At 35.6% G+C, this 25,548-nt stretch carries 27 protein-coding genes and 1 riboswitch; of the genes, 9 read left to right on the forward strand and 18 right to left on the reverse strand.

Annotated features, from left to right (window positions below):
• Positions 1–115: 115 nt before the first annotated feature.
• The 4 genes from bioB to bioD all read right to left on the reverse strand — a co-directional run bounded on the left by bioB (position 116) and on the right by bioD (position 3,952).
• Positions 116–1,111 carry a biotin synthase BioB gene (bioB, locus tag ACQKN4_RS12225; RefSeq protein ID WP_427483808.1) on the reverse strand — a complete coding sequence of 332 codons (996 nt, stop codon included), beginning with the start codon at positions 1,109–1,111 and terminating at the stop codon, positions 116–118.
• A gap of 213 nt (positions 1,112–1,324) precedes the next feature.
• A complete protein-coding gene (locus ACQKN4_RS12230) occupies positions 1,325–1,897 on the reverse strand; it encodes a biotin transporter BioY (protein ID WP_427483809.1) in 573 nt (190 codons plus the stop codon).
• Positions 1,864–3,267: an adenosylmethionine--8-amino-7-oxononanoate transaminase gene (gene bioA, locus ACQKN4_RS12235; protein ID WP_079561730.1), complete on the reverse strand. Its 1,404-nt coding sequence runs from the start codon at positions 3,265–3,267 to the stop codon at positions 1,864–1,866. The genes ACQKN4_RS12230 and bioA overlap by 34 nt, the downstream gene beginning before the upstream one ends.
• Positions 3,248–3,952 (reverse strand): dethiobiotin synthase, encoded by a 705-nt coding sequence (bioD, locus tag ACQKN4_RS12240; protein WP_079561731.1) that lies wholly within the window; start codon positions 3,950–3,952, stop codon positions 3,248–3,250. Before bioD ends, bioA begins: the two co-directional genes overlap by 20 nt.
• 619 nt (positions 3,953–4,571) lie before the next feature.
• On the opposite strand from bioD, the gene ACQKN4_RS12245 reads away from it, so the two are divergent.
• From ACQKN4_RS12245 to ACQKN4_RS12260, 4 genes are all read left to right on the forward strand, one after another.
• On the forward strand, positions 4,572–5,036 hold the full coding sequence (locus tag ACQKN4_RS12245) for a hypothetical protein (RefSeq protein ID WP_079561732.1): 465 nt from the start codon (positions 4,572–4,574) through the stop codon (positions 5,034–5,036).
• Positions 5,037–5,302: 266 nt separating this feature from the next.
• Entirely contained in the window at positions 5,303–5,749 is a 447-nt protein-coding gene (locus ACQKN4_RS12250; RefSeq protein WP_427483810.1) for a hypothetical protein, read from the forward strand.
• A 134-nt stretch (positions 5,750–5,883) separates the two neighbouring features.
• Positions 5,884–6,582 carry an ABC transporter ATP-binding protein gene (locus ACQKN4_RS12255; RefSeq protein WP_079561734.1) on the forward strand — a complete coding sequence of 233 codons (699 nt, stop codon included), beginning with the start codon at positions 5,884–5,886 and terminating at the stop codon, positions 6,580–6,582.
• Positions 6,575–7,687 (forward strand): ABC transporter permease, encoded by a 1,113-nt coding sequence (locus ACQKN4_RS12260; protein WP_079561735.1) that lies wholly within the window; start codon positions 6,575–6,577, stop codon positions 7,685–7,687. Before ACQKN4_RS12255 ends, ACQKN4_RS12260 begins: the two co-directional genes overlap by 8 nt.
• A 272-nt stretch (positions 7,688–7,959) precedes the next feature.
• Here the strand turns inward: ACQKN4_RS12260 and ACQKN4_RS12265 are convergent, their stop codons facing one another.
• The 4 genes from ACQKN4_RS12265 to ACQKN4_RS12280 form a co-directional block, all read right to left on the reverse strand.
• Positions 7,960–8,997 carry a beta-carotene 15,15'-monooxygenase gene (locus tag ACQKN4_RS12265; RefSeq protein WP_079561736.1) on the reverse strand — a complete coding sequence of 346 codons (1,038 nt, stop codon included), beginning with the start codon at positions 8,995–8,997 and terminating at the stop codon, positions 7,960–7,962.
• A gap of 1 nt (position 8,998) precedes the next feature.
• Positions 8,999–9,481 carry a MarR family winged helix-turn-helix transcriptional regulator gene (locus ACQKN4_RS12270; protein WP_427483811.1) on the reverse strand — a complete coding sequence of 161 codons (483 nt, stop codon included), beginning with the start codon at positions 9,479–9,481 and terminating at the stop codon, positions 8,999–9,001.
• A gap of 237 nt (positions 9,482–9,718) precedes the next feature.
• Positions 9,719–10,117, reverse strand: coding sequence for a hypothetical protein (locus ACQKN4_RS12275; protein WP_427483812.1), 399 nt, complete (start codon positions 10,115–10,117; stop codon positions 9,719–9,721).
• A 140-nt stretch (positions 10,118–10,257) separates the two neighbouring features.
• Entirely contained in the window at positions 10,258–11,145 is an 888-nt protein-coding gene (locus ACQKN4_RS12280) for an AraC family transcriptional regulator (RefSeq protein WP_427483813.1), read from the reverse strand.
• A gap of 110 nt (positions 11,146–11,255) precedes the next feature.
• Here ACQKN4_RS12280 and ACQKN4_RS12285 point away from each other — a divergent pair, with 110 nt between their 5' ends.
• Positions 11,256–12,173 (forward strand): EamA family transporter, encoded by a 918-nt coding sequence (locus ACQKN4_RS12285; protein ID WP_079561740.1) that lies wholly within the window; start codon positions 11,256–11,258, stop codon positions 12,171–12,173.
• Between the two features lie 190 nt (positions 12,174–12,363).
• Here the strand turns inward: ACQKN4_RS12285 and ACQKN4_RS12290 are convergent, their stop codons facing one another.
• The 7 genes from ACQKN4_RS12290 to ACQKN4_RS12320 form a co-directional block, all read right to left on the reverse strand.
• The gene (locus ACQKN4_RS12290; RefSeq protein WP_079561741.1) at positions 12,364–12,996 is read right to left on the reverse strand and encodes a LysE family transporter; all 633 of its coding nucleotides are present in this window, start codon (positions 12,994–12,996) and stop codon (positions 12,364–12,366) included.
• Positions 12,997–13,411: 415 nt separating this feature from the next.
• Complete coding sequence (locus ACQKN4_RS12295; protein WP_427483814.1) at positions 13,412–14,425, reverse strand: copper amine oxidase N-terminal domain-containing protein; 1,014 nt, start codon at positions 14,423–14,425, stop codon at positions 13,412–13,414.
• A gap of 373 nt (positions 14,426–14,798) precedes the next feature.
• Positions 14,799–15,671, reverse strand: a complete 873-nt coding sequence (locus ACQKN4_RS12300; protein ID WP_079561743.1) for a GNAT family N-acetyltransferase — start codon at positions 15,669–15,671, stop codon at positions 14,799–14,801.
• A 12-nt stretch (positions 15,672–15,683) separates the two neighbouring features.
• Positions 15,684–16,151: a S41 family peptidase gene (locus ACQKN4_RS12305; RefSeq protein WP_427483815.1), complete on the reverse strand. Its 468-nt coding sequence runs from the start codon at positions 16,149–16,151 to the stop codon at positions 15,684–15,686.
• 47 nt (positions 16,152–16,198) lie between these two features.
• Complete coding sequence (locus ACQKN4_RS12310; RefSeq protein WP_427483816.1) at positions 16,199–16,420, reverse strand: S41 family peptidase; 222 nt, start codon at positions 16,418–16,420, stop codon at positions 16,199–16,201.
• Positions 16,421–16,639: 219 nt separating this feature from the next.
• Complete coding sequence (locus ACQKN4_RS12315) at positions 16,640–17,032, reverse strand: hypothetical protein (RefSeq protein WP_427483817.1); 393 nt, start codon at positions 17,030–17,032, stop codon at positions 16,640–16,642.
• 347 nt (positions 17,033–17,379) lie between these two features.
• Entirely contained in the window at positions 17,380–18,846 is a 1,467-nt protein-coding gene (locus ACQKN4_RS12320) for an amidase (RefSeq protein ID WP_427483818.1), read from the reverse strand.
• A 131-nt stretch (positions 18,847–18,977) separates the two neighbouring features.
• On the opposite strand from ACQKN4_RS12320, the gene ACQKN4_RS12325 reads away from it, so the two are divergent.
• Positions 18,978–19,709 carry a response regulator transcription factor gene (locus ACQKN4_RS12325; RefSeq protein ID WP_427483819.1) on the forward strand — a complete coding sequence of 244 codons (732 nt, stop codon included), beginning with the start codon at positions 18,978–18,980 and terminating at the stop codon, positions 19,707–19,709.
• 253 nt (positions 19,710–19,962) lie between these two features.
• Here the strand turns inward: ACQKN4_RS12325 and ACQKN4_RS12330 are convergent, their stop codons facing one another.
• Entirely contained in the window at positions 19,963–20,703 is a 741-nt protein-coding gene (locus ACQKN4_RS12330; RefSeq protein WP_427483820.1) for a tetratricopeptide repeat protein, read from the reverse strand.
• A 405-nt stretch (positions 20,704–21,108) separates the two neighbouring features.
• Here ACQKN4_RS12330 and ACQKN4_RS12335 point away from each other — a divergent pair, with 405 nt between their 5' ends.
• From ACQKN4_RS12335 to nspC, 3 genes are all read left to right on the forward strand, one after another.
• Complete coding sequence (locus ACQKN4_RS12335; RefSeq protein WP_427483821.1) at positions 21,109–21,315, forward strand: hypothetical protein; 207 nt, start codon at positions 21,109–21,111, stop codon at positions 21,313–21,315.
• A 258-nt stretch (positions 21,316–21,573) separates the two neighbouring features.
• Positions 21,574–22,803, forward strand: a complete 1,230-nt coding sequence (locus tag ACQKN4_RS12340; RefSeq protein WP_427483822.1) for a saccharopine dehydrogenase family protein — start codon at positions 21,574–21,576, stop codon at positions 22,801–22,803.
• Positions 22,800–23,939 (forward strand): carboxynorspermidine decarboxylase, encoded by a 1,140-nt coding sequence (gene nspC / locus ACQKN4_RS12345; RefSeq protein WP_427483823.1) that lies wholly within the window; start codon positions 22,800–22,802, stop codon positions 23,937–23,939. The genes ACQKN4_RS12340 and nspC overlap by 4 nt, the downstream gene beginning before the upstream one ends.
• Before the next feature lie 43 nt (positions 23,940–23,982).
• Here the strand turns inward: nspC and ACQKN4_RS12350 are convergent, their stop codons facing one another.
• Entirely contained in the window at positions 23,983–24,870 is an 888-nt protein-coding gene (locus ACQKN4_RS12350) for an amidase (RefSeq protein ID WP_427483824.1), read from the reverse strand.
• Positions 24,871–24,914: 44 nt separating this feature from the next.
• Positions 24,915–25,004, reverse strand: a riboswitch (cyclic di-GMP riboswitch).
• Between the two features lie 155 nt (positions 25,005–25,159).
• Positions 25,160–25,237 carry a DUF6366 family protein gene (locus tag ACQKN4_RS12355; protein ID WP_427483832.1) on the reverse strand — a complete coding sequence of 26 codons (78 nt, stop codon included), beginning with the start codon at positions 25,235–25,237 and terminating at the stop codon, positions 25,160–25,162.
• Between the last annotated feature and the right edge of the window lie 311 nt (positions 25,238–25,548).

The following is a 25,548-nucleotide window of genomic DNA, read 5'->3' on the forward strand; positions in this document are numbered from 1 at the left end:
ATAAGGTGAAACTTTAATCAGTGGGGTTTCTTATCCCGCACTGATTATTAGTCTTCACCAATCGGGCTTTTACGGGCAGTTCATTACCGCCCGTTAATACGTAGATAAGTTTTACTTAGCAGAATGCTGCTTCTTGCTTCTCTGATAATTCAATTTCAAAGCCTAAATCCTCAAGCATACGATAATCACTGTTTGCTTCTTGTCCTTCAGTTGTTAAGTAATCCCCAACAAAGATACTGTTTGCTGCATATAAGCCTAATGGCTGAAGTGATCCAAGATTAATTTCTCGTCCACCAGAAATGCGAATTTCCTTTGTTGGATTCATATAACGGAACAACGCTAAAACTTTTAAGCAATAACGTGGATTTAATTCTTTTGTCCCTTCTAGTTTCGTACCATCAATCGCATTTAAGAAGTTGACCGGAATCGAATCCGCGTCTAATTGATGAAGTGCACGCGCAATATTCACGACATCCTCTTTTGTTTCCTTCATACCAATAATGGCCCCTGAGCAAGGTGAGATTCCATGCTTTTTCGCAATTTCAACCGTATTCACACGATCTTCATACGTATGGGACGTAGTAATATAAGAGTGATGGCGTTCAGATGTATTTAAGTTATGGTTGTAACGATCCACCCCCGCTTCTTTTAATTGCTGTGCTTGTTCTTCTTTTAGTAAGCCAAGACAAGCACAAACTTTTAAGCCATACTTCTCTTTAATTTCTGTAACCGCTTCACTAACTACATTGACATCTTTTCGAGTCGGCCCACGACCACTTGCCACGATGCAATAAGTACCGATTTTATTGTCAAATGCACGTTTGGCCCCCGCTAAAATTTCGTCTTTCGTAATGAAAGGATATTTTTCAATCGGTGCTGTAGATTTTGATGACTGAGAACAATAGCCACAATCCTCTGGGCAATAACCGCTCTTAGCATTCATAATCATATTTAATTTTACTTTTTTTCCATAGTAGTGCTTACGAATAGCAAAGGCACTGTCCATCAACTTTAATAGCTCATCATCTTCACTATGTAAAATGGCAAGAGCCTCCTCATTGCTAAGGACTTTCCCTGCAATAACTTCCTCTGCTAACTGTAACCAATTCATCTAGACATTCTCCCTCTCTACTTGATAATTTATCAATGATGCCTCAGCATAATTGCGTCTGGAATCGGCTTTGTACAAGCACAAAGAACTCCTTTCCGATTCCGTGACATCCGCCGGAGGCTATCACTTTTTTCAGCTGATGTGTGATCAACCGCTAAAAAAACAATTTAAATCTGCATTCTTCTCACATCTGTAGTGGTGGGATACTTTACTTCAGCTGAAAGAAGTTATTGTTCTTGTTGAATGAAAAACTTTGTAAAGACGCTCGGCCAAAAATGCAGAAACTATCGCTAAGCAAAAATCGGCAACAATGCTGTTTAAAAAGCCAACTACGAAAATATGTGACCAGCTGGTTTTCATATGTAACCAGAAATTCAATGCTACATATAAATACGGAACCGCCACCCCATAAATAATAATAAGCCCGACAATATTTGCACCAATAAAATGCTTTTTCGTCGGCGTATCCACTCTTTCAATCATGAAACCAATGACTAAGGCGGCCAGTGCAAAGCCAATCAGGAAGCCAAATGTTGGTTGCAATACATAGGTGATCCCCCCACCTTGTGTAAAAACTGGCAAACCAACTAAACCAACCCCTATGTAGACGAGCTGACTTTGTAATCCATTACGACTACCGAGCAAGCTTCCTGCTAAAAAAACAAAAACAATTTGTAATGTAAAGGGTACTACTGGTAGCGGTATTTTAATAAATGCACCGATTGCGGTTAAAGCGGCGAACATCGCAATCATCACAAGTGACAGTGTTGATTGTCGTTTGAACAACTTGCTCCCTCCCGCTCCTCGAAAAATTGCATGATCGTCTCTTTTGTTGTATCAATCATAAAATCCATTTCATCATCAGATATAATGTATGGAGGCATGAAATATAATATATTGCCAAGAGGACGAATGAGTAAGCCCTTTGCTAATGCACGTTTAGATAGTTGATAACCGATACGTTCCTCACTTGGAAGTGGCTCCTTTGTTTCACGATTGGCGACTAATTCAATAGCTCCAACTAGTCCCACCTGTCGATATTCGCCAACAAACGGCAACTCTTCAAATGCCTGCTTAGCTAGCTTTCGCATACGTTCACCTTTGTGTTTTATCATGTCGATCACTTGCTCTTCTTCAAACATCGTCAAAACTTCTAGGGCTACACGACAAGCAAGTGTATTACCGGAATAGCTATGGGAGTGTAAAAAAGCTTTCATTGTACCGTAATCATCATAAAAAGCTTTGTATACATCATCATTCGTTAAAACTGCGGATAGTGGCAAATAACCACCCGTTATACCTTTTGATAGGCACATAAAATCTGGAACAATACCTGCTTGCTCACAAGCAAACAAAGTACCTGTACGTCCGAAGCCTACTGCAATTTCATCTGCGATAAAATGAACATCGTATTTTGTACAAAGCTCTCGTAATCGCTTCAAATATATTGGAGGATACATTTTCATGCCAGCGGCTGCTTGTATGAGTGGCTCAATAATAACAGCTGTAATTTCTTCATGGTGCTGACGAAGCTCGTCTTCAACAAATTGTATACATTGGGCTTGACAACTTTCAGGATTTTCCTTAAATGGACATCTGAAGCAATCTGGTCCTTGTGCACGTACAGTATCCAACAACAGTGGCTGATACACTTCGTTATATAACCCTACCCCACCAACAGATAAGGCACCAAGTGTTTCACCATGATAAGCATCCGTTAAAGCTAAAAAACGTTTTTTCATAGTTTTTCCCGTCTGCATATGATATTGAAAACTCATTTTGAGTGCCACTTCTATCGCCGACGAGCCGTTATCTGCAAAAAATACTTTATTCAAACCGTCTGGCGTTAAGGCAACTAATTTTTCTGCCACCTTAATAGCAGGTTCATGTGAAAAATTCGCAAAGATCGTATGCTCCAATGTAAATGCTTGATCGCTTAATGCTTGACTTAGTCGTGGATTCGCATGTCCAAATAAATTTACCCACCAGGAAGATACGGCGTCTAAGTAGCGATTATTATGTTCATCGTACAGCCATACACCTTGTCCTTTTTTAATAACAATAGGCGGATATTGCTCATAGTCCTTCATTTGTGAGCAAGGATGCCAAACATGCTGTAAATCTCTCGTCTGCAATTCAGTTAAAGATTGTTTCATATTTGACCAACCTTTCAAACAAAGATGTGTGTGAAATAGAGAAGTCAACAATCTGTGAAATATCCCGAAGCTTTGGAATCGTCGCATATGGCAAATCATGACGTTGTAAAATCATTTTCACATTATCTTGTTCCATCTGACTGCCTGTATCTCCATTAAATACAAGGCCAAGAACATCAATATTACGAGCACGTAATGCCTCAAGAGTAAGTAATGTATGGTTAATTGTTCCAAGTGTTGTTCGTGTGACAAGAACGACCGGAAGCTTACTTTGAACGATGACATCAAGCAGTGTTTGCTCTCCATATGTATCTATCGGAACAAAAAGTCCCCCTGCTCCCTCACAAATCACGACATCGTATACTTGCTGTAACAACTGAATTTGCTGTAATAAATACTCTACATTAATTTGCTGACCCTCCAGCTGTGCAGCAAAATGTGGTGATGCAGCTTCCTTAAACGAATAACCATTTAAATTTTCCTGCTTTAGGCTTTGTAATGAATACTTTTCATACATTGCTGTATCGTAGTAATAGCAATACCCATTCTCACAAACTTCGCCAGTTTGCACAGGCTTATAAGGCGTGACTTGTAGATCCTGCTTTTGTAATTGACGCATTAGCAATGTAGTGACAAGTGTTTTGCCGACATCTGTATCTGTCCCTACAACCCAAAAATGTTGCATCGTTAACCTACCCCCTATTTTTAAGTTAACTGTTTACAGGTTTTAAGTTAACACATTTAATTTTATTTTGTAAATGCTATTTCTCAAAAACAGTCTATTTCTTTACGAAAAATAGGGAATTTTGCGATAACTCGACAACTTTTTTCTTCAGCAAAAAACACTAGATTTTTACCTAGGTAAAAACTAGTGCGAATGAGTATATATTTTTTTAGATGGTCAATTCATCATTTTGACGTTTTTATTAATTAGAAGGCGCATTACCATAACGTGGAATTACTTACTATTTCGGGCGCTTTTTAGAGGAGTCCGAAAAGACGCTTTGGGAAACACATGTTTCCTGTACGAAAGCGAAGCGGCAGTAACAACAAGATGTTGGTCACTAAGCATTTCACAGAACGTGATGCCCTTAGCTTCGTTCCCCTACTCACTTGCACTCCATGCACCATCTGAGAGAATGTGAATTTCTATTTATTTTTTCAACAATTCGACCTTGTATTATAGCTAGATTTCTAAAAATCTTTGGGGTATTTTTTTGCTTCATTGACTTTTCCGAGTATTATCAAAAATTTAAAGGGTTTTACTCTTCGTTCGTAGTATTAAACTAAACGGGGGTGGCTGTATGTTTGGTATTTTTAAAGAGTCAGAGAAGGTTATAGATACTTTTGAGCATGTTAGTTTTATTTTAAAATCCTTGCTCACATACGAGCTAAAAGACTTACCTATTCGCTATGAATTTTGGTATCGAGTAGCTATTCGTCAGGAAGAATTGCGCACATTAAATACCGAGCATCGAGCAAAGATCTCGATGACTACAGCAGTAGGACGCTTTCATCAAACACAATACGAGGAAACGAAACAAAAGTTAGCAAAGCTTGAACGTCTCGCAGATACGTATAAATCGTTTTGTATCGAGGAAGAACGTGAGGCATTAAATCATCGACTTCTTTTTCATAAAGAAGCAATTTCTGAGCTATATGAGCATGTCCAAAATAAAGACCTATATATGTATTGTGATGTTGTACAGCAACATTTTTGGGATGCAGTGAGTGAGGACGTAATAAATGCAATTGCCCACCTAGATTAAGTAGGTGAGCAATTGCAAGAGTCTATTCTTTCATAATTTGCTCTAATTCCTTTTCAAGGATTTCCTCCTTATCCATCGGTACAAAGCCCCTTATTACATGAAGCTAAAAACCTAAAGGCATTTAAATGGTCTGCATTTGCGATAGTCACCTTTCTTTCCCTATTATTCACTATTATTGACATAAATCTATTTTTAATAAGTTTGTATTAATTAAGAATGCGTGGTCCTTTTTAACAGATATGTTGAATAAATTTTGGAGGTTTTTTATGATTGCATGGATTATTACTGCAGAAATTGCCTTTTGGATTGTTATTATTATTGGGCTTATTTGCAGATATGTTTTTAATATGCCGAAACTGGGCATTTTCTTTTTTGCACTAACACCTGTTATTGATTTGTTCCTTGTTATCCTTACTGCTATGGATTTAAAAGCTGGTACACCTGCGTCTACATCTCAAGGGATAGCGGCTATTTATATTGGTGTCTCTATAGCTTTTGGTAAAACAATGATTACATGGGCCGATGAAAAATTCCAAAAATGGTTTTTAAAATCTAATCAAAAAAATGAGCCATTAACCGGAGTAAAAAAAGGTAAGCATGAAATAAAAATGCTTAGTCAGCATATTGTTGCCTTTATAATTGGTGCTGGATTATTGTATGCCATGTCTCTTTTCGTTGGTTCAAATTCTGATACCTCTCCCCTATTTCAATAATGAAATATTGGGGTATTGTACTTGCGATTGATGCCGCAACTAGCATCTCATATGTTATATTTCCAAAAAAGTAATAGGTCAGAGCTTGAAACATTTTCCTCTTTCGTTCGTAAATAAACAAAGAGAGGAAGTGAATGACAATAGATATTAACATACATAAAGGTGGCTATGTAGAAGGTGAAGCCATTATTTCAAACATTCAATTTCAAGTAAATAGTGGTGAGCTCGTTGGATTAATCGGTTCCAATGGGGCAGGTAAAAGTACAACGTTGCAAGCAATGATGGGTGTACTACCAATAGTGGATGGTCAAGTAACAATAGAAACTTACGGCTACGTACCTGAAAGACCAATTTTGTATGAGTATTTTACATTATGGGAGCATATAGATTTTTATTTGCGTGTTACTGGTAAAGAAGATTCTTTGACAAAGCGCGCGAAAGATTTACTAGAAATTTTCCATTTGGACCATAAGCTACACGATTATCCAACAACATTTTCCAAAGGGATGCAGCAAAAAGTAATGCTTATTTTAGCATTTCTTGATAAGCATTCTACCTATATTTTAGATGAACCATTTATGGGTTTAGATCCACAGGCAATGCGTAAGCTTCTAACGATTTTAGAAGAATTAAAAGCGCAAGGTGCCGCCATTTTAATGAGTACACATGCACTTGATACGGCAGAGAAAATATGTGATCGTTTCATCTTGATTGATCACGGGCGAATTTTACAGCAAGGTACACTCGCATCGTTACGTTTAGCGGTGAAACAGGACAAAGCGTCTCTTCTTGATATTTTCGACACACTGCTTGAGGAAAATCGCCATGACTAATATAGTGCAGCACAGAAGAAAATTAGAGCGCTCCCAAAATGTTAAGATACTGGCAAGCGTTATCGATTGGACAGTCGCCTTATATGTTGTTGTGCCTGCTCTAGTCATTGGCTTTTTCCTTTATAAAGACTTTATCATAAATATAAGTACCTCTTGGATCGTACATATACCGCTAGTTTTGTTTATTGTACTATTATTTATTATTACACGTATTGGAACTATTCGTACTTACTTGCAGCGAGCCGATCGTCTTTTTTTAATCCAAAACCGAAAACAAATGATACGCTTAAAACGAGCTGGCCTTTATTGGACGTTAAGTAAGCACCTAATTTTACTAGGTTCTGGCCTTACTCTATTAGCGCCGATCTTTATAATCGTTCATCATGTAACGGTATTAGAATTGTTTTCTTTACTATTGCTACTATTTGCGACTAATTTTATGAAGTTACTTTTACAATTAAAGCTTCGTAAATGGCAGCAACTAGTAAGCACCATTTTCATGTGCATTCTCGGTACAGTTTGCTTTTTATATGTACATATTATTATTACTTCACTTATTTATCTAATTCTTCTTGCTTATTGCACTAGCTATTATAATAAACATTATATCTATAGCACTAAATTTTTTGATCAACAAGTGGAGCTCGATCAAGCAGCATTTTATAAATGGCAAAGTCTTTTATTCCAAATTGCTCCTGAGCTTCGAAGTCAGCTAGTACCAAAATTAAAAAAGCCTCGCCTATTATGGAAAAATTCAAAGAGCATGTTTCGACGTTCCGATTATTTTATAGAGGAATTAGTATGCAAAACGATGCTTCGCCAAAAACAGTATCGCTTAGGCTACCTTCGTTTTTTATTGAGTGGTATTGGGCTCATCATTCTTGTGCCAGCATGGGCGAAAATAATCATGCTTGGAATTCTTTATTTTACTTTACGGTCAATGATGCAATCGGTAATCCAGCAAATTTTAGAGCACAAAATTTGGTCAATCTTTCAAGTATCCAATGAACAAATTCATGCAGCTAGCAGGCGATTACTTAAGGGATTTGTAGATCTGCCGTTATTGTGTATCCTTATTATTTTTATTATTAGTCTTGTAAATTAAGGCTCATAACATGAGGTTAATTTCCGTTCAGACTGGGTGCTTTGTAGCTGTCGCTACAGAAAACATTTGTCGTTGGTCACGAAGGCGTTATCACAGGACGTGATGCTTTTAGCCTTCGTTCGTCTAGATCGCTGATCCCCAAGGAGTCGCCCAGTCGTAACGAAGATCAAATTTTTTATATTAATGGTATGTGTTTTAACAAATATCATCCTCTTTTTTTGATTGTCCAAATGAAACAGGTGCCAGCTTAGTTTGCTCGCACCTGTTGTTTATTATCTATTATCTTCCATTCCTTGTAGAAGCATTTTTCTAAACTCCTGTGCTTGGTCAGCTTTAATGGCTACTTTGTTAAAACGTTTTTTAATACCCAGCATAAAAGTCACTTCCATAGGCTCCTTCATTTTTAATATAAACTGTGGATATACCGCTTCAAAATCACGTGCTATAAAATCAATTGTATCTTTGGATAATTTTCGTTCCAACTGTTCCTTATCCTCAATAAGCTCCTCAATCTGATCAAAGCGAATTTCTGCTCGTTTCATCAACCCTAATGACAAATACAGTTTTTCAGGTGTTACATGAACAGGATTTAAACGAATGGCTTGCATATCCGCTATAAAAAAGAGGACAGAGTATACATTTAAAATAAGCAATAGAATTGAAAGAACAAGTGATTTCTCATGTAACCACCAATGAATCCCTATTGTTTCAATGGCGATTCCATGGATTAGCATAATGATAAAGGCAATATAGCTCGAATTTTTATGCAAGGTTAATCCAGGTCGCTCTTTTCTTTTCCAGCTTGCAAAAGCGTAATAAAACACTAAAAAATCTGTGCAAAGTAGTTGGATAATAGGATGCTTCGGTGCATGTTTTTCAACTGCTTTTGGAAATGAAAACAAATCTGGTAAAGTAGTTGATCGTACATCCGCTAAAATTCTTGGCATATAGCGAACAAGCGTTGCAATGATTAAAATTTCTAATAGAATAATCGTACCTTCAATCGCAAACCCAGCCCAAGTCACCGCAACAAATGGCTGTAGATGTTCTATTGGAATAATAAAACGGGCTGCAATACAACCAGATGCTGCTAAAAGCACTGCTTGTTTTATAGAAAACTTTCGTTTATAAAGCAGAAATAAAGCAGGCATAATAAGGACAAAATCAATTAATGAGCCCAAAACAACGCCATTTGTTTCAGGTGGTAAAATGGATGCGCCGAGCCCAGTGTTATAAAGCGCAAAATTACTGGCAAGTACGACTAACAAAAATGCTAGCCAAATATTTTGCTTTTTCTTTAATGCAATCATGTTAAATCTCTCCCTTATCATTTATTTCATGTATTATTCCTTCCTTTAATACAATTTGGTTTAACTTCTGAACAATCTCTTTTAATTGCACGATCTCATTTATCTCTAGTTTTGAATAATACCTCGAGATAATAAATCGTTTTATTTTTTCCTCTCTTTCAAAATACTTAATGCCTGACGTCTCAAGGCTCACAAATATTTCACGTCTATTTTCCGGATTAATGCTCCGGGATACATAGTGCTGTTCCTCAAGTTTACTAACTAGCTGTCCGACCGCACTAGAAGTTATATTCATATAACTCGCAATTTGCCCAATCGTCACGAGCCTATTTTTGTTAATAAAGTCTAATAAAATTATTTGTTTAGGAGAAAGTTCATCACTGATTAGATTTTGATGTAGCTTTATGAAATGACTATCCATCGAATAAATAGCATCATTTATCTCCTCCACAAGCTTATAAATAAATTCTTCATCCTTTGCCATAACTCATTCATTCCTTTAAGTAAAGTTAATAGTAAAGGTATCTTTACTATTAACTTTACTTTATTTTATATGGTTATTATTGTCAATAGATTCAGCAATAAAGTGAGGGAGCTAATCCTTTAATTTTCAAAAACTTTTCACATGTCTTAACAGAACCAGATGCTTATTCCAACTATCGAGACATTAAGAATGGCAAAATAAAAGACCTCCTGATTAAGAGGTCTAGTTTTAACATTCTTATTTTTCTTCGATATCTAATTGTTCGTAATAATTCTCTACAATTGGATAAATATCTGGGTTTGAGTCGTAATAGGTATTTTCAATTTTACTAAGCGTAAATATAAATTCTTTTTCGCCATCAAAAAGAGCAAGTCCATATCGCCAGCCTGTTCGTTCTTCTTGATTATCTTGGGGAGTAAACTTTATATCTTTAATCAAATTTAGCAATTCACCAATTTGTTCTTGCTTTGTAATCGTTTTAGAATAACCAGTTGAACCATCTTGAATGATTGCTTTATCTACATTTTCAATTTTTGCATCCTTATAAAATTCTTCTAATGTTTGCGTTTTTGCAATTGAGCAAGAAGAAAGTAAAACTAGTAATGCGAATAAAAACAGGTACATAGATTTTTTCATTGAGCCACCTCCAAGTTTATTCTATTCACTATTATTAAATTACAAATAGGTACATTAAGAAATAGATATCCCTATTTCATTAAATTAAGATGAAGCGATTCATTGCAAGAGCGCGTATTCAATACTGTTCCAATTCAATACTATCCTTTATCAAAAAACTGTTTACGATAAACATATGGGGAGTATCCTGTATATTTTTTAAATTTTTCAATATAGTAACTTACTGTACTGAAGCCTGTAGTTGTAGCAATTGTAGTGATGGATTGCTCACTATCACGTAATAGCTCCATACTTTTACGAAGACGATAGTGTAATAAATATGTGAATGGTGTCATACCGACCATTTTTTTGAAAAAGCGACTACATTCTGCACGACTTAAAAAAACATGTGCAGCTAAACTTTCTAAAGATATCTTTTCCTGATAATGAGTATGTAAATAATCAAGCATATCCTTCGCTCGTTCATGCTGGACAATAATTGCTGGATCCAGTATTTCTTCTGTTAGCATTGATTGTGACAAAATAGTTTCCCAAATGACTAATAGCTCTCTCCATACCTTTAGCTCATAAAAAACAGCTTGTTCTTGTAGTAATTTAGCCACGATGTCTACTTTTTGCGCCAATTGGCCAGAAAGCTTGACATAAGGCAGTCTATTGTTCGTTATATAAGGCAGTACATATTTAGTGGCAAAAATACTGTCCTTATGTCCACCTAATAGCAACGGGTCCACGTTAATACACAAAATTGTAGCCTGTTCTACTTGAAAAGGCTTTGCTTCATGTAAGCCTGATGCATTGACAAATAGTCCCTCCCCCGCCTCAAGTACAAAAACATCTGCTCCTACACGATATTCCACAAAACCACTTTTCACATAGACAAATTGAATCTCCTTATGCCAATGTAACGGTAAAAAATCTAAACGATCTAATCGCAAAAGCGTCTCATATAGTGCAACTGGAAATTCCTTCGTCCCATGTAACGTTAGTTCTTGTAAATCCTTTGCAATTCTAATATGTGTTAACACCACTACTTAGCTCACCTCAATATATTGATATTATTAACCCTTTAAATCGATATTTTTTACGTCAAACATTTTTTATAATTTCTTTATATTGATAGTTTAGGAGATGTTTTAAGTTGAATCAATCATCACAGAAAAATCGTACGCTTGGTTTTATGCTCGTCATTCTAGGGGCAAGCTTTTGGGGTATTGGTGGTACCGTCGCTCAAAAGCTTTTTCAGCAGGAAAATATAGAGGTTGGCTGGCTCGTTTCCAGTCGTCTTCTTTTAGCTGGCCTATTGCTCATTACTGCCTATAAACTTACACACCGCAAAGAGTCTATTTTTGTGATGTGGCGTACAAAGCAAAATGCTTTTAGACAAATTTTATTTAGTTTATTAGGAATGCTGGCGGTTCAATATACTTATATGATGTCGATTGCTATAGGTAATTCAGCTGTTGCGACTTTATTGCAATATTTAGCACCACTTTTTATTATGGCCTATTATTTAATAACGAAGCACAGTCAATTGACAAGGCAGGATGGAATCGCTGTAACTTTTACACTTGTTGGTACTTTTTTATTACTAACAAATGGCTCGTTGTCTACACTTTCTGTACCTGCGACGGCCGTGTTTTGGGGGATTTTATCTGGTCTTTCGGCTGCTTTTTATACGTTATATGCAGTCCCACTTTTACAGCAATTTCACTCATTGTTAGTTGTAGGCTGGTCAATGCTTATTGGTGGTATTGTGATGAGCTTTTTCCATCAACCGTGGCAAATTGATGTGTCAAACTGGGCATTGTCGACTATCGCTTATTTTTTGTTTATCGTTATATTTGGGACAATGCTAGCATTTTGGTTTTATATTGCTAGTTTGAATTATTTATCGCCTAAAGAGACTAGTTTACTTGGTAGTCTGGAGCCCCTAACAGCTGTTATAACAAGTGTGCTTTGGCTTAAAATTACCTTCGGAGGTTTTCAATTTATTGGGACAATCCTTATTCTCTGCATGATTTTATATCTTACAGTTTTTCAAAGAAAGCAATCATAGGAAGGTTTAATAAATCCGGATTTATTTCGCACCTTAGACTCAAAAGTCTACGAATCCATACATAAAATTTACATATGCTGAACTTTTCATTAGCAGAGGAAATTTTAGTTTGCATCTATGCATATACAAAGTTCACTGACCATGAACGCTGGAAAAATAAAAAGCGCGATCTTTACTGATCGCACTTTTCTCATATATAGCTCTTTATAGCTTGTATAAATTCATAAATAAAATATCCAGCAAATCCTATTAGTAATACGCCCGCTACCATTGTAAGCGACTTAATGACTTTACGACTCATCGCTTTTCGAGTAACCGAAACAATGGCCATCAAGCTTATATCATGTAACAATATGCCACTCAGAACACCTGCAGCAATCACTAGAAAGTTCGATGACTCCCCTTGCCCATATGATTTGGCTAGTACAACACCGAAAACGTTTACCCAGAATACTAGATTTCCAGGCGAAATTGCAACTAGTAAACCATTACGATAAGAAGTAAAAAATGATTTTGTCACTTTCTCTCCTACAAGCGTAATATCTTGATCAGCATTTTTGATAGAATCTAGTCCTAAAAGGAATAAAAATCCAGCCCCTATAATCCACATAGGGATTTGAATGATAGGCATTGCTAAAATGGAAGCTAGCCCCATATATAACGCAAAAACCAGTACAACATCAATTGTCATACCACCAAGTCCGACAGCCCAACCGTGCATAAACCCATTTTTTAGTCCTTGCTTTGTCATTTCTACTGTAATGGCCCCAACAGGCATGGCAATCGCAAGTCCTACCAACACATACGCTACATATAAACTCAAATAAACACTTCTTTCATGCAATAGAATATGTTTCATACGTCCGTTTATAGTTGTATTATAGCATAAAAATACATAATTAGAACATTTCACTAATATTTATTCATTTTTACGTTATTATTTTATAAATCATTTGTATGATGGTATTGGGTGACCTATTCCGATTGCTATTCACTTTTTTTGATGCCTATAACCAATTTTTGGTGGTGCTTTATAGTACACCGAGCTCAAAGTGTAGACCTAAACTTAAGATGGGGTCTTCAATATAATAGAAGTTATAATGAATGAAGGACTAATAAACGATTACAAGTAGACTGGAATTATATAAAATTTGGACAGATAGACCTTTGCCAGTTTGCTTAATAAAGTGGGAGTCGACCGCAGATGATACGGTTCGACTCCTTTTTTTAGAGGAAACTCAATAAATTTTTTCCCAAGAATACGATCTATATGGAGATGGCGTAACATAAAGAGAATTGTTCCTTTTAACAAATGTGAAATATGCTTCGCCCTTCTCTGTGGACGATACCCATTTGTACTCCTCTCGAAGAGTACCTTTACCTGATAATACTCCAGGGCCACCAAATATTTTGACTACTTCATCATAGGTCATGCCTTCTTTAATAGTAGCAGTACTTTCAGCTGTAACATCTGGGTAGCTTAAAATGGGTAGCTCCTTTCCTTTATAGATTATCATATTTAAATAATTTGTTTTAATGGGCCCAGATATTATAATTTGATTGGCGCCATCATGGAATGATTCTAGAGCCCCAAATAAGTCAACACTAGGCTTTTTAGCAAAAAGATAATCAAGATCGCTTGAGTTAAAATGATCAGCATCAAGAGCTAGAAATTTTTCATAATTAACTGTTGGCTTACCAAAATCTCTCACCTTACGCAATTCTTTATCATAAACATCCTTTTCAAAATCAGATGGGATCAAGTTCACACCTAAACTAGAAATATATATATCTGTGTTTTGGTAATCCCAACGGACATCTATACCAAGCAGTTCCCCTATAAATCTTAAAGGGACTACAGTTCTTCCATTAATAATCTGACTAGGTACATCTGATAGAATATGTTCTACATCTTCGACACCGTTATTATTCAAATAAGAACTTGAAGTTATAGTAGCCGTTTTTTGACCAATTGGTAAGACAACAGTGTAGTTAGTGTGTTCGATAGAATAAACAATAGTGACTACTTTCTTTTTCGAATCCCATTTCACACCATTCCCTAAATATTCAGATACAAATCGAAGTGGTACAAAAGTTCGATCATTTTTTATTATAGGTTTTTGATCCAATATTACTTCTTTGGTGTTTACAAATACTTTAATAGAGTCGTTAGCACTAGCAGTATTATGAGATGTAAACAAAAAGGTTGTTGTAATGAAAGCTATTAAAACAATATTATATCTTTTAAACATCTTTCTCTCCTTTTAAATCATAATTTATTATAAATACTTCTAATAAGAGCTGTTCAAAAATAATATCGGATTTTACCTTCTTTATTTTATAGAAAGATTAAATGGTACATGATAAAGATTTTGGTTATCTTTAAATTTGATAATAGGAATGGATTAGACCTTATTTAATAAAGTCCAAATCATCAGTAAATATGATGAGGAGAATGGGATCTTAAGTAAGTGCGGTTAAAAATAGAACCACCATAGAACGTTGTCGTGACAATGTTCTTGGTGGTTCTTTTTGAAAAGATTCAACCAAATTCAACTAAATACTTGGTCAAAGCTCGAAAATCTTATGCTACTATTAATTTCGACTTAGACTTTAAAATTTACTTTATTTCTTTAAACAATAACTCCATAAAGTCGCTTTCTTTTTAAATCCAGCTTTAAAATAAACGTGATTTGCCTGATCATTTTGATTATCTACATTTAGTGTTATTTGAGTGATTTCATTAAATCGAAACATTTCTGTTAAAACTTCTTTTAGTAGCTTGGTCCCTATTCCTTTGCCTCTGTATTCAGGATTGATAGCTATATATTCTAAATGGGCTTCTTTTGCTGTTAAGTCCATCTCAAAATAAGCATATCCTTGAACGACCCCATCCATTTCCATAATTCTTAAAACATTTTCTTTATTTAATTGAACTCTCTTTAAAATTGTATCTGCATCGTAATACGTTTTTGAAAATGCATTTGAATGAATCTTTTTAAATTGCTCATAGTCTGATGTTTTATAATAACGACTAGTAATAGCAACTACAGTTTCAAAGGAATCTTTCGAAACTCCAAGTAATAAATGCTCACCTGTTTTATTGGCGTTTATTTGCTCCAGAAATGCTAATTGTCGAGTATTCAGCTCATTAATGAAGAAATAAAAGTTCGAAATTTGTGGATATGTCTGCTGCAATGTGCAAAGTAATTTCTCTTGGATCGTTACATCTTCATCTATAGAAAATGGTCCCCACACTTCAGTTGAATCGCCGTCTATATCTAATCCAATAAGTGCTTGTATATGTTCATTATCGAAAGCAGCTACAATCGATGTAAAATTACCATCGATAAAATCTTCCTGTAATGTACTCAATAGTTCTTGTTCATTTTGACCACAATACCCAATGTTATGTTGTTCTTCGATATTTAGCTGTGCAATAAAATGGGCAACTTCCTTTAATTCGGTTGGGTAAATTCTTTTTATTGTGTAACACATATCGCAATCTCCTTAAAGTGATTTTTCTTGATTTTGATGACATAAACGTAAAACATAATTAAGATCAATATCTTCATGTAAATGTTGCGGTGTCCAAGGTATATAGATGTGTGGCTTTACGCCTGTAACATTGTAATGATATTTTTCATGCATTTTAGAAATGCTATAAACAAATTCGTAATCATCATAATCTACAGTTACGACATTAAAGAAGTCCATAATTCCCATTGTAGGGCGTCCAACTACGGTAACTTTTGGTGACTTTTTAACATTCTGGACAAATGTATCACCCGAACTTCCACAGGTTACATCCGTAAGAACATAAACATTTTTAGGGTTTAGCTGACCTTGAATTGTATAATCCAATTCTTCTGGAACTGCCATCAGCCCTTTCGCATAATTTGTTTCAAACTCTGTTATTTCTTCTTGAATCCATTTTTGCATTTCACTATCTAGTTCTTGTGTTAAATACTCGTTCAACTCTTTTATCCATAGCAGACAATTTCAGTCTGTGTAGTTTGTATATATTAGTTCATCTTCATGAAATAAGCTTTTAAATAATATTTCTCTATCAAATACGTAATTGAGTATTGGAAAATAAAATAGGTCATCCCACCATAGTTTACTCGTACATCAATAATTAAATTATGTGAATGATTTATATCGCTTTTATGATTGTTCAACAACTCCTGAATAGGTTGAGCCTGAGAAAAATCCGTTATTTTTAGATACACCGTTTTGTTATCCAACTTTTTAAAGACGTAGCTCGGTACATATGGAGACCGTTCATATGTGGCTAACGGCAAAATAAATTTATCATCATTTCGATTTACTAATACTCGTTTTGTATGTTGTAATCCTACATGCCAATATTGTCTTTCTGGTACAGGATCCTCTAAAATTTCCGAATAGAGATTTGCAAATTTTTCAATCGTTAAGCCGTCAATCTCAAGTATTTCATCACCTATTTATAATCTAGCTTCATAGGTCACCTCTGTAACATATAAAGCATTTTGATAGCGTCGTACTTTAAACCCTCTATTCGGCATTACTGTCTTTTTCGCTTTAAATGATAAATGTCCATCTTTAAAATCGAGTAAATAGGACTGTATCGTTTCTACAAAATCTTTATCTGTCATGTCATCTGTAATGAGATAATTTTCAGGACAGTTAATATGCTTTTTATCTAAAAAACCCGCATAATCTCTTTTCATTATTTGAATTATATCTTCGTAGATTTGTCTTTTACTATGCATCGTATCATCCCATTCCTTTGAACTTGAATGTAAACGCAAAAACAAATAAAAACTCCCTCTGAAAATAGCTTCAGAAGGATTAGTAAATAAATTTATTGTGAACAAAAAATAAGCCTCCAAAAAGGTAAGCTTTATAAAAGTATAATAAATAGACAGACTAATCCTATTTTTATTTGAAAATGCATATACATTTTTTAAAAATAGAATTATTTGTTCATCGTCCATTCATCATCCCTTCAAATTTAGTACATTAATTGTAACATTCAGTTTCCGAAAATTCAAACTAATTTACTATTGTTATAATGAAATATATAACAATAATCGCATATAAACATAGTACGGAGAAACGTATAGGTTAGTTCAGGAACTATTAAGAACGTTATTTGGAGCATCGTGCATGTCCGTAAAGTTGCAAAAAGTAGGTACAAGAAAAAATCTTGCACCTACTTTTTTTATGTTGTTGCAATTTCCACAACTTCTGCACCCACATGTACGGGTGGTTTTCGATCTTTCCATGGAGCAGATTCTTCTAATTGTTTTCCAAGCTGTAAAAGGGTTAACTCATCGGCGAAGCGTCCTGTAAATTGCAACCCGATTGGTAAGCCAGACGCACTCATTGCGAGTGGTAATGATAATGATGGTTGACCTGTTGCGTTAAACAAATTGGTAAACGGCGCGTATGTGAAAATCTGCTCTGTCCATTCAATTGCCGAAATATTAGGATTATTTGCATTTAGCTCGCCAATTTTCGCTGGTAATGTGCCGATTGTTGGACTTAAAAGAACATCATAATCTTCAAAGAATGTCGCTACTTGACGTGATACGAGTGCATTCGTATTAATGGCTTCTAAAAGTGCGCTAGCTTTTAAGTTTTTGCCATATTCATAGCATTGCCAAATGGCTGCTTCAATAGTATCGCGTGAAGGAATTTTACCTGTTAATTCTGCTGCCCCCACAATCATTTTATAAATATTCGCTGTCCAAATATTTACCGTTGCGCGTGAAAATGGTGCTTCGTCGTAAGCTGGTCGAGCTTCGACTACTTCATGCCCTAATTCTTCTAATAATTTTATGGCCTTATGTACGGCCTCGATACATTCTGGATCAACGAATGCACCAGAATTTGTTTCTGTTGTCCAGGCGATTTTCAGTGGCCGTACCTTTTGCTGAATCGCTTGACTATAAGGCATTTCTGGGCTTTGAATAATCGAGTAGCATCCTAAGTCTGGCCCAGCTACTTGGTCCAGTAATGTAGCGGTATCACGAATGGTTTTTGTTTGTGCAAATTCAATTGCTAGCCCATTTAATGCCTCACTATTATAAGGCCCCATCGGCACGCGACCACGTGAAGGTTTTAAGCCAACGATACCACTACATGATGCAGGAATTCGAATGGATCCACCTCCATCATTACCATGCGCGATTGGAACGATACCACTTGCGACAGAAGCGGCTGCACCGCCACTTGAACCACCAGGGCTATGTTCTAAATTCCATGGGCTACGTGTTGGACCATAAATGACAGCTTCTGTTGCAGCATTATAGCCGAACTCTGGTGTTGTGGTTGTACCGCTTAACACAAAACCAGCGTTTTTAAAACGTTTCATTAATTCGCTATCGACAGACATTACAGCATTTTCAGCAACACGACTGCCCATACTATGTGGCACACCTTCCGCATGAAGCACAACTTCTTTAATTAAAAATGGGACGCCTGCGAATGGTTGATTATCATTTAAAGTTGAAATTGCTTTGTCAGCCTGTTCCTCTAACACACTGGCAACAGCATTAATCGAAGGGTTAACTTTTTCAATACCTTGTAGCGCTAATTTTGTAAGTTCTTGTGGTGTCACTTGCTTTGTTTTTACTAACTCCGCTAATCCAAGACCGTCATATGATGCGTATTCCTGTAAATTCATCTGATCACCTCATTAAAATTTTGACTTACAATTTCATCTTAAATTGAAATAAAAGAAATTGACATTACCCAAAAGGATAATTTGTTTTGAACGAGAATATATGAGTCTAATAGAGAAAAGGAGGAATTATTTTGGATGAACAAAAAGAGGTGGAGTTTTTATTAGAAACAACGTTTAGGATTTCGAATTTGAATATGCAACAAACAAGTGGAGACTTTAAATTGAATATGTTGCAAGTATTGAGTGAATGTTTTCAATATGAACATGCTATATTTTGGGAAGTAGCAGATGGGGAGTTAAATGAACAGCCTGTCTGTTTCAATGTAGAGACATATACGATACAAAATTATTTACATGAATATAAATATTATGATCCTTTACACCCAGTGAATATGCAAAACCAACCCGATATTCAATTAATGCAACGAAATGAAGCAATATCGAAGAAGAAAAAGCTATATTATGTTGAGCGCTTTTTACAAAAAAATGATTTTATCGATGAAATGGTTATGTACCTGTATAATCAGCAAAAGCCAACAGCTGCTATTGGCTTTTTACGAAAAGAAGGGGAACTTCCATTTACAGAGAAGGATAGTCAAAAGCTATCATATGTAAAGCGGATGATTGAAAATGTTTATTTATTACATCAATATGTTCAGCCTGGCGAATCATTGCAAATTACACAACGTGAAAAAGAGTTGCTACTATATTTATGTAAGGGCTTTAAAAATGCAGAAATTGCTAGGTTTTTATATGTCAGTGAAAATACAGTAAAGAAGCATCTGCAAAATCTGTATCGAAAATTTCAAGTAACTTCCCGAACGCAACTTGCATTAAAATATTCAGAAAGCTTTCGAACATAAAATTAAGATGTTGGGACTTTCATCAGAAGACATATTTGATATGATTCAATCAAATAATAATAAACAAGGCAAAGGTTTCATGATCAATCTCTACCTTGTTTATTATCTAATTACACTATTTCTATTGATATTTAATAATCACTTCCCCACCCGTTACAGTAAATCCAACTAACAGGCTTGAATTGTACCTTTACTTCAATAAATCTATTTTTTTAGCATGCAAATTTTAGGACAACTTCCCTTCTCATCCCTCTTATAACATTTGTTTTTTCCATTGCGACAGCACGTCATTGGATTTCGCAATGTCCACTTTTAATGAAATCTGTTTATTTGAGCAACGTTTTTTAGCCTTTTCCCAAGCTTCTTCTAGCGCAGGTAAATAGCTTAAATTTTTCGTAGCTGAAACAAGCTGTAAAAAAATATTCCCTTGAATATAGTACCAGCGAGGGTTCATACTATCTAGCTGAATTGCTTCTTCAATAAGACGTAGTGCCAAGTACGGACTGCCTTCATTGCGGTTCAAAAACTGTGCGAATGCTCCCCAGTAAAGAGCTTTATTTGGTTGAAGTTTTATCGCTTCCGCATATTGCACAAGTGCTTTGTCATGCTCCTTAGCAAGAACAAAATATTCGGCCATTGTATAGTAAGCATTCGCTTGTGCCTCTGCCGATCCAGCCAACAAATCATCTACTACTTTACCAAATTGCTTTTCATCCTCACTTCCTATGTATGCAGCGAGTACATCACGTTCTGGATAAGAGCCATCTGTTCGTTCAACACTTTGCTTTACTTTTTCAGCAGTAGAAATAGGCATATTTGCAAATCCGTTCGCTTCCAACAACGCAACGTGCTGTTGAATTGTTGGACATGATTCATGTTCTGTAAACGCACTATTTGCTAAAAGTGCTTTCGCTAATTGATAGCTTTCTTTTACATGACCGTTTAAAAATAATTCATTTATTTGTTGGACTTGCTCATCAAATTGTTTGATCACTATTTAAATCCTCACCTTCACCAAAAGAAAAGTCTTACAGGTATTTTACCATCTTTAAATCTAAAACAAACTAAATAGCAATAATTTTTCTACAATTCTTTTAATTTACGACTTATTCAGTATCTATTATTTTTTTGTGGACCATCACATAACGAAGGTTGATTTCCTTTCCGACTGGGCGCTTTCCTGGGGGCGTCCAGTATTCACCCCAATCAATTTATTTAACATACGTCTTAACAAACGTCATCCCAAAATTGGGGATAAGTTCCTGTTTTTTAGTTCTATTAGATTTATGTTTTAAATTACGATAAATGAAATGGGGTTGGATAAAGTTCTGAATTATGAGATAATTGAAGTGTATTTTCATTTTTGAGGGTATGTAAACTGTAATTAGGAGGGCTTACTTTGAATAGACGATTGCATTTTGTATCGATTATTATCGGAAATTTGTTAACACTAGGAGTTATTTTCATTTATGCTATGCAAAGTCAAGTGGATGTGGCCCTCAGCACATATGCCCTTGTGATGGGGTTCTTAAGCACATCACTACTAATCTTTTTTTATTTATGGGGGGATGAAAAACAACAAATTTCTAATCGTTTTTTTAAATAAGTCGGGTGATTTAAAATTATATAATCCTATTTTTAAAAACGCCCGTTGAAGAAATTTTCCCCTTCTCTACATTAGTAGTTTAGGGATTTTTTTCATGAAAAGCTTCTTTTTTTGTGGTATTCCCCTCTGAATACGACTAATTATTGTTGAAATATAAAAAATTTTGTAGAAAATTTAAAAAGAATGATTGAGTAGTAATTCAATTTTCTGTATAATCAGCTTGTTTGACAATACTAATTTGAACTTGGGGGTAGACAATTGGGTAAAGCATTGATTATAGGAGCTGGCGGAGTAGCCAGTGTTGTGGTACACAAGTGTGTTCAAAATTCGGACGTATTTGAGGAGATTTGTATCGCAAGTAGAACTGTTTCAAAATGTGACGCTCTAAAAGAAAAACTAGAAGGCGGAAAAACAAAGATTCATACTGCACAGGTAGACGCAGACAATACGGAAGAGGTTATTGAGCTTATTAAAGCCTTTGGACCAGAAGTTGTTATTAATGTGGCACTACCTTATCAAGACTTAACGATTATGGATGCTTGCTTAGCGACGGGTGTACACTATGTGGATACTGCAAACTACGAGCCACCTGAAACGGCAAAATTTGAATATAAATGGCAATGGGCTTATAAAGAGAAGTTCGAAAAAGCTGGCTTAACTGCTTTACTTGGTAGCGGTTTTGATCCAGGCGTAACGGGCGTTTTCACAGCTCATGCACAAAAACATGAATTTGATGAAATTCACTATATTGATATTGTGGATGCAAATGCTGGTGATCACGGTTACCATTTCGCAACAAACTTCAACCCAGAAATCAACATTCGTGAAATTACAGCGAATGGTCGTTACTGGAAAGAAGGCGAGTGGGTTGAAACTGCACCACTTGAGAAAAAAGAGGTTTATAACTTACCAGAAATCGGACCAAAAGATATTTACCTTTTATACCATGAAGAACTAGAATCACTTGCTAAAAACATTAAAGGCTTAAAGCAAATCCGTTTCTGGATGACATTCTCTGAAAAATACTTAACTCACTTAAAAGTATTAGAGAATGTTGGTATGACTTCTATCGAGCCTATCGAATTTGAAGGACAAATGATTCAACCAATTCATTTCCTTAAAGCTGTACTACCTGATCCAGCATCCCTAGGACCACGTACAAAAGGAAAAACTAACATCGGTTGTATTATTCGCGGTCTAAAAGATGGTAAGGAAAAAACTTATTATGTTTACAATGTATGTGACCACGAAGAATGCTATAACGAAGTTGGTTCACAGGCAATTTCCTATACAACTGGTGTACCAGCAATGATTGGTGCAATGCTTGTGATGAACGGTCAATGGCGTAAACCTGGCGTTTGGAATGTCGAAGATTTCAATCCAGATCCATTCATGGATGCACTAAATAAATGGGGTCTACCATGGCAAGAAAGCCATAACCCAGAATTACTTGACCTAGAGTTAGATGCAAAGGAATTAAGTCGATGAAGCCAATTGATTTCTCAAAAGTTCCGTCCCCTTCTTACGTAGTGGATGAACGATTATTAACAAAAAATCTAGAACTTTTAAAATCGATTCAAGATCGAACAGGCTGCCGTATTTTACTTGCCTTAAAAGGGTTTTCTATGCATTCAACATTCCCTTTAGTGGGTGAATATTTAGCAGGGATTACGTCTAGCTCATTATTTGAAGCGCAACTTGGCTATGAAAAAATGGGCAAAGAAGTTCACGTTTATGCACCAGCATACGTGGAGCATGCAATGGACGAGCTACTTGGCTATGTTGATCATATTGTGTTTAATTCCTTTAACCAATGGAACCAGTATAAGGACAAAGTAAAATCGTCTGGTAAAACAATTGAATGTGGTATTCGTATCAATCCTGAGTACTCTGAAATTGAAACAGCACTTTACGACCCTTGCTACACGAATTCTCGTCTTGGCACAACTTTAGCCAACTTCGACAAGTCACAGCTTGACGGTATTGATGGCTTACACTTCCATGCGATGTGTGAGCAAAACTCAGATACGTTAGAGCGTATTATACAAGTTGTCGAAGAAAAATTTGGTGATGTCTTACATCAAATGAAATGGTTAAACTTTGGTGGAGGTCACCATATTACTCGTGAGGATTATGATGTAGAAAAGCTTGTGAATATTATTAATTACATTCAAGACAAGTATAACCTTCTCGTATATTTAGAGCCAGGCGAAGCTGTTGCACTTAATACAGGTTATTTAGTAGCAACTGTCCTTGATATACAGAAAAACGGTATGGACTTAGCAATTTTAGATACATCGGCAACTTGCCATATGCCCGACGTTCTAGAAATGCCATACCGCCCAATGATTATCGGTTCAGGTCAACCAAATGAGCTAGCTCACACATATCGCTTAGGCGGGCTTACTTGTCTTGCAGGTGATGTAATTGGTGATTATTCATTTGAACAACCTTTACAACCAGGCGATCGTCTAGTATTTACAGATATGGCGCATTACTCAATGGTGAAAAATCATATGTTTAATGGTGTAAACCTTCCATCCATCGTTTCTTATAACGATGAAGAAGGCATTAAAGTCATTCGTAAATTTAAATTTGAAGACTATAGCGGTCGACTTTCATAATATCAAAGAAAATCCTCTCTAACTTATCGCTGGAGAGGATTTTTTACGGCTTCATATTCATCCAACTATCAACATGATGAATGGCAAAACCATTATAGCTCGTTTTATTGGCATACTGTTTATGTACTTGTGCTAACTGTTTATTCATATAGGCTTCTCCATTATCATAGAAGGTAATATTTTTCCCTTCATCAGAAGCCCCAGTTTCCACACCAATAACAATTGATTTATTTACTTTTTTTGCATAGTTTATTTCATGTTCAACAATTTTAATAATGTCTTTAGCAGCATCTCGATAAGCCATTATTGAAACACTTTCCACTTGGTCAATAACCCAGTCCGCTAATAAACCAGAACCAAATTGGTTATTATATGAAACTTCGCCAAACCAAAATGGCATATCTACTTCTAAAGGCAATTGTAATTGCTCAGTATTCCCTTTGGCTCTAGTGAGGAGCGCTTGATAGGATTCAATCGTTTTTTCTTGGTTCGAGCTCCAACCACTATTTAAGTAAGGCTCCACATCGAGATGAACTCCAGAAAATCCCTCTGTTGCTGCTGCATTTTCATTATATGATTGTATCCAATCAAACAGCTGATCCTGCATTTTACAGCCATCTGCTGATACCCAGCTTGCAGAACCATCTAGCGCATATACTTTTATACCTTTTGTCGTAGCTTTATTGATAAAACTTTTGTAATCGTCACTTGCTATATCACTATTAATTTGTAAATATAATTTCTTTACTTGTTTGCCTTCTAAAAATGAGAGTACCCCTGATTCATCTTCGACAATCTTTGTCGTATCCCATAACCAAGTAGCCTTATCTTGCATGGACTTTGCGTCTACCTTTCCCATTGTTAATCCTAGCATACTTACAATTGTTACTATAAAAACAATAAATGTTTTTGATAGTGAACGACTTACCATATAATCACATCTCCATTCTATTTGCCGAGGCTCATAGAACAGAACCTGGCAACCTGACGATCATGCACTAAAAATAGTGTTTAGACTCACGGCTTTGCGTCCTTCCCTTTCGGTGAAGTTTGCCTTTTACAGTAGTTTTCTTCCTTTACATAATACGACGATAAAACGGAGATGTCTGTAGGTATTACGCATAAATTTTAATAACAACTTTCAACTAGAAAAAAAGAACACAGGTTATTTTTACTATATCAGCATATAAACGTAGAAGAGATTATCTATAAATATTCCTTTAACTGAAAAACAATTTGTACGTAATGTATCCTATAAATAACACTAAAATTAATACTAGCGTTTCTTTCCAACCCATTCACTTTTTCTTTGAATCCATGTGAGGAATACCTCCCAAATTTATTATTTATTTACGAAAGATATCTTCTGTAGATAGAGGACCTCAGACTAAGAGCACGGCATATCTTCCACCCTCAGTAACTGTCGGAACGGAAACCACCTTTGTTTTGGTAATGAACTTCAAGACATTCGCAGAAAGAAGTTAAAAAAAGGGTTCTAAGTCAAATGTTGGGGCGCTGTACTCTTTCAGCACCTTAACCCAGATGAACTCCAATTTCTTTATACTTTAAATTTAATAAGATTTTTGCTCGAAAGTGATCGAAGCGTCGA

Source organism: Lysinibacillus sp. NPDC093692, assembly GCF_050280125.1.
Taxonomy (GTDB): Bacteria; Bacillota; Bacilli; order Bacillales_A; family Planococcaceae; genus Lysinibacillus.